This window comes from Streptomyces sp. NPDC087428 (assembly GCF_044744085.1).
GTDB lineage: Bacteria > Actinomycetota > Actinomycetes > Streptomycetales > Streptomycetaceae > Streptomyces.
Genome location: NZ_JBIUXR010000030.1, coordinates 38,359 through 45,084, shown reverse-complemented (window position 1 = coordinate 45,084; position 6,726 = coordinate 38,359). Strand labels below are relative to the sequence as shown.

Annotated in this window: 7 protein-coding genes; 4 read left to right on the top strand and 3 right to left on the bottom strand. The window is 70.0% G+C overall.

From position 1 onward, the window contains the following. Positions 1–169 precede the first annotated feature (169 nt). Positions 170–1,705: a S8 family serine peptidase gene (locus ACIO3R_RS38970; RefSeq protein WP_385041452.1), complete on the bottom strand. Its 1,536-nt coding sequence runs from the start codon at positions 1,703–1,705 to the stop codon at positions 170–172. A gap of 290 nt (positions 1,706–1,995) precedes the next feature. Between ACIO3R_RS38970 and ACIO3R_RS38965 the strand changes: the two genes are divergently transcribed. The 3 genes from ACIO3R_RS38965 to moaA all read left to right on the top strand — a co-directional run bounded on the left by ACIO3R_RS38965 (position 1,996) and on the right by moaA (position 5,171). Continuing rightward, positions 1,996–2,361, top strand: coding sequence for a DUF485 domain-containing protein (locus tag ACIO3R_RS38965; RefSeq protein WP_385041449.1), 366 nt, complete (start codon positions 1,996–1,998; stop codon positions 2,359–2,361). After that, positions 2,358–3,995, top strand: a complete 1,638-nt coding sequence (locus tag ACIO3R_RS38960; RefSeq protein WP_385041446.1) for a cation acetate symporter — start codon at positions 2,358–2,360, stop codon at positions 3,993–3,995. The genes ACIO3R_RS38965 and ACIO3R_RS38960 overlap by 4 nt, the downstream gene beginning before the upstream one ends. A gap of 186 nt (positions 3,996–4,181) precedes the next feature. After that, positions 4,182–5,171, top strand: a complete 990-nt coding sequence (gene moaA / locus ACIO3R_RS38955) for a GTP 3',8-cyclase MoaA (RefSeq protein WP_402111849.1) — start codon at positions 4,182–4,184, stop codon at positions 5,169–5,171. Between the two features lie 18 nt (positions 5,172–5,189). Here the strand turns inward: moaA and ACIO3R_RS38950 are convergent, their stop codons facing one another. Together ACIO3R_RS38950 and ACIO3R_RS38945 are read right to left on the bottom strand one after the other, a co-directional pair. Beyond that, positions 5,190–5,438: a hypothetical protein gene (locus ACIO3R_RS38950; protein ID WP_385041440.1), complete on the bottom strand. Its 249-nt coding sequence runs from the start codon at positions 5,436–5,438 to the stop codon at positions 5,190–5,192. Positions 5,439–5,703: 265 nt separating this feature from the next. Then, positions 5,704–6,078 carry a DUF3099 domain-containing protein gene (locus ACIO3R_RS38945; protein WP_385041437.1) on the bottom strand — a complete coding sequence of 125 codons (375 nt, stop codon included), beginning with the start codon at positions 6,076–6,078 and terminating at the stop codon, positions 5,704–5,706. Between the two features lie 237 nt (positions 6,079–6,315). On the opposite strand from ACIO3R_RS38945, the gene ACIO3R_RS38940 reads away from it, so the two are divergent. After that, positions 6,316–6,594 (top strand): GlsB/YeaQ/YmgE family stress response membrane protein, encoded by a 279-nt coding sequence (locus ACIO3R_RS38940; RefSeq protein WP_363028308.1) that lies wholly within the window; start codon positions 6,316–6,318, stop codon positions 6,592–6,594. Positions 6,595–6,726 lie beyond the last annotated feature (132 nt).

Genomic DNA, 6,726 nt, shown 5'->3' with positions numbered 1-6,726 from the left:
GCCGGTCGCCTGGGCGTACCGGTGCGCCCGGCCGTCCAGGGGGCGGGGGCCGGCCGCCGGGGGGGGCGGGGCCCGGGTGGGGCCGGGGGGGGGGGGGCGGGCCCCCCCCCCCCCCCCGGCCCGGGTGGTGCGGGGGCCGGTGGGATCACCGGCCCCCGCACCGGACCCGCTACCAGCGGACCGCGTTCAGGGCGTTCACCACACCGGCTCCGTAGAAGCCGTTGCGGTGCTTGCCGCCCTCGCAGACCGCGTCGACGGTGCCGTCACCGTCGATGTCGTACGGCGCGCCGCACGCGGTGGCGTCGGCCCCCGCCAGCAGCAGCGCCTTCACCGCGAGCGCCGACGCGTGCGGGTGCTTCGACTTGATCAGGGCCACCACACCCGCCACGTGCGGGGAGGCCATCGACGTACCGGCCATGTAGCCGTACGCGCCGCCCGGCAGCGTGGACAGGATCAGCCCGCTCGTCGCCGGCGGCTCGGGCCTCTGGTAGACCGTCGAGTCGCCGCCCGGGGCGGCCACGTCGATGACGCCGTTCCCGTAGTTCGAGTACGAGGCCTTCAGCCCCTTCGCACCCGTCGCCGAGACCGTCACGACACCCGGCAGCATCGTCGGGATGTCGAAGCACTTCTTCGGGTCGATCGTCCGGGTGACCGTGTCACCGTCGTTCGGGCTGGTCGAGTCCTCGATCGTGTCGGCCGCCAGGTCCTCGGCCGAGTTGCCCGACGCGGCGACATTGACCGTGCCCTTGCGCTCGGCGTACCGGGTGGCACGGGCGACCGACTCGACCAGTGCGCCCTGGTCCGGGTCGTCCTTGCAGTTGAACAGCCACGGGTCGGTGTAATAGCTGTTGTTGGTGACATCGACACCGTGGTCGGCCGCCCACATGAAGCCGCAGACGACGGACTCGGTGTAGAAGTAGCCGTCCGGGTTCGCCACCTTGATACCGGCGACCTTCACCCCCGGGGCGACGCCCGTCACCCCGACGCCGTTCTTCGCGGCGGCTATCGTGCCCGCCACATGGGTGCCGTGCGGGCTCTCACCGGCGTTCGGACGCCAGGAGCCGGCCGTGGTGTCCGGTGCGCCGGTCACACAGTTCGCCGAGGCGTTCCGGTCGAAGTTCGGTGCGAGGTCCGGGTGGGTGTCGTCGACACCCGTGTCGATGACCGCGACCGTGACCTTCCGGCTGCCCAGCGACTTCTGGTGCGCCTTGTCCGCCTTGATGGCGGGCAGGTCCCACTGGAGCGGCTCCATCGGGTCCTGGTCCGCCGTCGCCCGCGCCGCGGCGCCCCGCTCCTCCTGGGCCGTGAGCGGCTGCTCGACCCCGATGTCCTTGGTGGCCTGCGGGACGATCGGGTTGGTACGGGTGGCGCCCGCCGAATCCACGCCCCTGACCCCGCGTATGGACTGCGCGAAGTCCGGGTTCTGTGAATGGACGACGAGGACACCTATCCGGTCGTAGGCGATCACGACCGTGCCGCCGGCCCGCTCCACCGCCTTGCGCACCTGCTTGACGGTGCCGGGACCGCCTTGCGTATTCACGACGTACGACAGCTTCGGTCCGTCCGTCGACACCGCTGCCGCGGGACTGCCGTCGACCGGCGAGGCGGTCGCGGCGCCCGTCGGCAGGAAGCCGAGCGAGACGGTGAGGGCCAATCCGACGGGCAGCGACAGTGCGCGCGTCCGTCTGGATCCCAGATGAGCCATGGGGTCTCCACTTCATCCGTGTCAGTGGACCGGACACGGGCGTGTCCAGTCGCGTACATGACGAGTGAAGCTATCGCTGATCATCCCGGCTCATCAATGAGTTCACGAGAACCCGTCTGCGCCGAGGCGTCCGAAGGGGTGACCCGGAGAAGGGCGGAAGAGTGGTGAACCGCTTCGCCGCGCGCCGCGTGCCGTTGTCAGGGGAGGCGCACCATCACCCCCCGATACCGAGGTCCGCAATGAAAACCACCGTCCCCACCACTACCGCACCCGCGTCGCGAGGAGATTCCGTGGCTACCGATGCACCGCCGCCCGAGGGCAGTACGGAGAAAGGGCCGGCCCAGCCCACGACCGAGGCCTTCGTCGCGGAGCAGGAGAGCGCGGAATTCGGCGAACTGCGCCGCTCGTACCGCTCGTTCGCCTTCCCGCTGACCGCCGCCTTCATCCTCTGGTACCTGCTGTACGTGCTGCTGTCCAACTACGCCGGCGGCTTCATGGGCACCAAGGTGTACAGCAACTTCAACGTGGCCTTCGTCTTCGGCCTCGCCCAGTTCCTCACCACCTTCCTCATCGCCTGGTTCTACTCGCGGCACGCCGCGGCGAGGCTCGACCCGAAGGGCGAGGCCATCAAGTCCCGTATGGAGGCCGACGCATGAGCGCCGCGTACCATTCCCACACCGCCGTGCTCGCCGCCTCCTCCACCACCGAGCACCGGCCGCTGATCATCACGCTCTTCGCCGTCTTCGTCGCGGCGACCCTCGGAATCACCGTCTGGGCCGGCCGCCAGACCAAGAGCGCCTCCGACTTCTACGCGGGCGGACGCCAGTTCACCGCCTTCCAGAACGGACTCGCGGTCTCCGGCGACTACATGTCCGCCGCCTCGTTCCTCGGCATCGCCGGAGCCATCGCCCTCTTCGGGTACGACGGCTTCCTCTACTCGATCGGCTTCCTCGTCGCCTGGCTGGTGGCCCTGCTGCTGGTGGCCGAACCGCTCCGCAACTCGGGCCGTTACACCATGGGCGACGTCCTCGCCTACCGGATGCGGCAGCGCCCGGTGCGCACCGCGGCGGGCGTCTCCACGATCGTCGTGTCGATCTTCTACCTGCTGGCACAGATGGCCGGCGCGGGTGTACTGGTCTCCCTGCTCCTCGGGATCACCAGCGACGCGGGAAAGATCCTCATCGTTGCGCTGGTCGGCGTACTGATGATCGTGTACGTCACCATCGGCGGCATGAAGGGCACCACCTGGGTCCAGATGGTCAAGGCCGTGCTGCTCATCGCGGGCGCCATCCTGATGACCTTCATGGTGCTGTGGAAGTTCGACTTCAACGTCTCCGACCTGCTGGGCACCGCCGCGGAGAAGAGCGGCCACGGCGCGGCGTTCCTGGAGCCCGGACTCAAGTACGGGGCCACCGGTACCTCGAAGCTGGACTTCCTCTCCCTCGGCATCGCCCTGGTGCTCGGCACCGCGGGTCTGCCGCACATCCTGATCCGCTTCTACACGGTGCCGACGGCCAAGGCCGCCCGTAAGTCCGTCAACTGGGCCATCGGCATCATCGGCGGCTTCTACCTGATGACGATCGCGCTCGGATTCGGCGCCGCGGCCCTCATCGGCCCGAAGGAGATCATCGCGAAGAACCCGGCGGGCAACGCGGCGGCCCCGCAGCTCGCCGAGTACCTCGGCGGGGTCGGCACCACCGGCGGCGCCGTCATGCTCGCCGTCATCTCCGCCGTCGCCTTCGCCACCATCCTCGCCGTCGTCGCGGGCCTCACCCTCGCCTCCTCGTCCTCCTTCGCCCACGACATCTACGCCAACGTCATCCGCAAGGGGAAGGCCAGCGAGAAGGAGGAGATGCGGGCCGCCCGCTGGGCCACCGTCTTCATCGGCGCGGCCGCGATCCTGCTGGGCGCCTTCGCCCGCGACATGAACGTCGCCGGCCTGGTCGCGCTCGCCTTCGCCGTCGCCGCCTCCGCCAACCTGCCGACCCTCCTCTACAGCCTCTTCTGGAAGCGGTTCACCACCCAGGGCGCGCTGTGGTCGATCTACGGCGGCCTGGCCAGTTCGGTGATCCTGGTGCTGTTCTCGCCGGTCGTCTCCGGCAACGAGAAGACCTCGATGTTCAAGGGCGTCGACTTCGCCTGGTTCCCGCTGGAGAACCCCGGCCTGATCTCCATCCCGCTGGGCTTCCTGCTCGGCTGGATCGGCTCCCTCCTGTCGAAGGAGGAGCCGGACAAGGGCAAGTACGCCGAGCTGGAGGTCAAGTCCCTCACCGGCATCGGAGCCCACTGAGAGCAGGAGTTCACCCAGGAGTCCGTCTCTCGCACCACTCCCTTCCCGCGGCCGCGTCGTAGAGTCCTACGACGCGGCCGCGCCGTACCTCGTGCCAAACGCGCCCCTGCGATGTCACACGTCTCGCGTAGTCTCGAAAGAGTCAGCGACCGCAACCGGGAAGTCAGCCGGAGGAGGGGGGCCACCATGCTCATCGACACCTACGACCGGGTCGCCACCGACCTGCGCGTATCGCTCACCGACCGCTGCAATCTGCGCTGCACGTACTGCATGCCGGAGGAAGGCCTGCAGTGGCTGGCCAAGCCGGACCTGCTCAGTGACGACGAGATCGTCCGGCTCGTCCGCATCGCCGTCACCCAGCTCGGCATCACCGAGGTCCGCTTCACCGGCGGAGAGCCGCTGCTGCGCCCCGGGCTCGTCTCCATCGTCGAACGGTGCGCGGCCCTGGAGCCCCGCCCGAGGATGTCGCTCACGACCAACGGCATCGGGCTCAAGCGGACCGCCGCCGCGCTCAGGGCAGCGGGTCTGGACCGGGTCAACGTCTCGCTGGACACCCTGCGCCCCGACGTGTTCAAGACCCTCACCCGCCGCGACCGGCACCACGACGTCCTGGCCGGCCTCGAAGCCGCCCGGGACGCCGGGCTCACCCCCGTCAAGGTCAACACCGTCCTGATGCCGGGGCTCAACGACGACGAGGCCCCCGACCTGCTCGCCTGGGCCGTGGACAACGCCTACGAGCTCCGCTTCATCGAGCAGATGCCGCTCGACGCGCAGCACGGCTGGAAGCGTGACGGCATGATCACAGCAGGCGACATCCTCGACTCGCTGCGCACCCGGTTCGACCTCACCCCGGAGGGCCGGGACGAGCGAGGCTCCGCCCCCGCCGAACGCTGGCAGGTCGACGGCGGACCCCACCGGGTCGGCGTCATCGCCTCCGTCACCCGGCCGTTCTGCCGGGCCTGCGACCGCACCCGGCTCACCGCCGACGGACAGGTGCGCACCTGCCTGTTCGCCCGCGAGGAGACCGACCTGCGCGGAGTCCTGCGGTCGGACGCCTCCGACCAGGAGATCGCCCGGATCTGGAGGCTCGCGATGTGGGGCAAGAAGGCCGGGTCCGGTCTGGACGACCCCTCCTTCCTCCAGCCCGACCGCCCGATGTCGGCGATCGGCGGATAGCGCGTCCCGATCCAGGCCCTAGCGGGGCGAGTCCGGTGACTCCCACTCCGTCAGCGTCACCACATCCTTGAGGAAGCCCCGCACATCCAGGAACGAGGAGAGATGCTCCCGGTGCTCGTCACAGGCCAGCCAGGTCTTGCGGCGGTCCGGGGTGTGCAGCTTCGGGTTGTTCCAGGCAAGCACCCACACGGCGTCGGCACGGCAGCCCTTGGCGGAGCAGACGGGGGCTTCGGCAGCGTTCTCGGCCGCGGATTCAGGGGAGTTCACGGACTCAACCCTAGAGCCTGTCGCGAAGCAGTGGGCCGGCCGCTGAGCGGCTGACCTGACGCATCCCCTGCCGGAGAAAGGGCGACGCCGAGCAGCCACGGGGGGAGCTGCCCGGCGTCGGTCCGTCGCTCCGACGGGGGATGCGGAGCGCTAACGAAGTATGTCACGCAGACCGGGGTGCGGTGCACTGGAACTTCATGATTGATCTGAGCTTTTCTTGAGCTTGAATCCCCCGCGAATCCGGTCGAAACCGGGGCGTACGGGCTCAGCCGTGCCCCTGCGGATCCGAGGCGCGGAAGGTCTGGCCGGTCTCCGGGCCCGGTTCGGCCGGGCCTGCCGCCGGTGCGGCGCCGAGCGCGGGCCGCGTCGGGGCCGGGACGAAGGTGGAGGGCAGCGAAGGGGTGTTCTCCCGGCCCGCGTTGGCGATGACGACGGCGACGTACGGGAGCAGGACGCCCAGCGCCAGCCCCACGATCGCCACATAACGCTCCACGTTCCACAGGGCCGCCGCGGCGACCACGGAAAGCGTGCGCACGGACATCGAGATCACGTAGCGCCGCTGCCTGCCGCGCACATCCTCCGCGAGACCCTGCCGGGCACCCGTGATCCGGAAGACCTCCGCACCGCTCTGCTTCCGCATCCCGACTCCACCCATCTTCCCCGAGCCCGCGAAGGAACCGGGGACACCCCGTTCCCGCGCCGGACGCTCCCCGGACCGGACCGCTCCCACGGTACGCCCGGCATCCGGCGCGTTCGAGAGCGGGGCGCGCCGGGAACCCGCTCCCGTCGCACGTACGGACCCCTCCGACATGCGGGGTGCCCGTCCAGCGCCGAGACTGATCGGACATCGCGACACCGCGTCGCACGAGGAGGCGGCATGAGCTGGTTGTGGGCAATCATCGTGGGCCTGGTCCTCGGCCTGATCGCGAAGGCGATCCTGCCGGGGAAGCAGCAGATCCCGCTCTGGCTGACGGTCATCTTCGGCATGATCGGCAGCATCCTCGGCAATGCTGTCGCCACCTGGCTCGGTGTCAACGACACCAAGGGCATCGACTGGACACGCCATGTGCTCCAGCTGATCGGTGCCGTGGTGGTGGTCGGCGTCGGCGACATGCTCTGGGCATCGATCCGCGGTACCAAGCGACAGAAAACCTGAGGACCGCCGGGCACCGAACGGCCGCGGCCGGGCCCCCGGCACGCGGGCCCCGCCGCGGGGGGGTGGGGTGTCGGCTCAGCCCGCCGGGGCCGCGCTGGGCCCGAGGGGGATCTTTGCCCCGCGCCCCACCAC

Bases quoted from the DNA above. Each gene is read 5' to 3' on its own strand.
- ACIO3R_RS38970 (WP_385041452.1), bottom strand. From the start codon at position 1,705: ATGGCTCATCTGGGATCCAGACGGACGCGCGCACTGTCGCTGCCCGTC.
- ACIO3R_RS38960 (WP_385041446.1), top strand. From the start codon at position 2,358: ATGAGCGCCGCGTACCATTCCCACACCGCCGTGCTCGCCGCCTCCTCC.
- moaA (WP_402111849.1), top strand. From the start codon at position 4,182: ATGCTCATCGACACCTACGACCGGGTCGCCACCGACCTGCGCGTATCG.
- ACIO3R_RS38945 (WP_385041437.1), bottom strand. From the start codon at position 6,078: ATGCGGAAGCAGAGCGGTGCGGAGGTCTTCCGGATCACGGGTGCCCGG.
- ACIO3R_RS38940 (WP_363028308.1), top strand. From the start codon at position 6,316: ATGAGCTGGTTGTGGGCAATCATCGTGGGCCTGGTCCTCGGCCTGATC.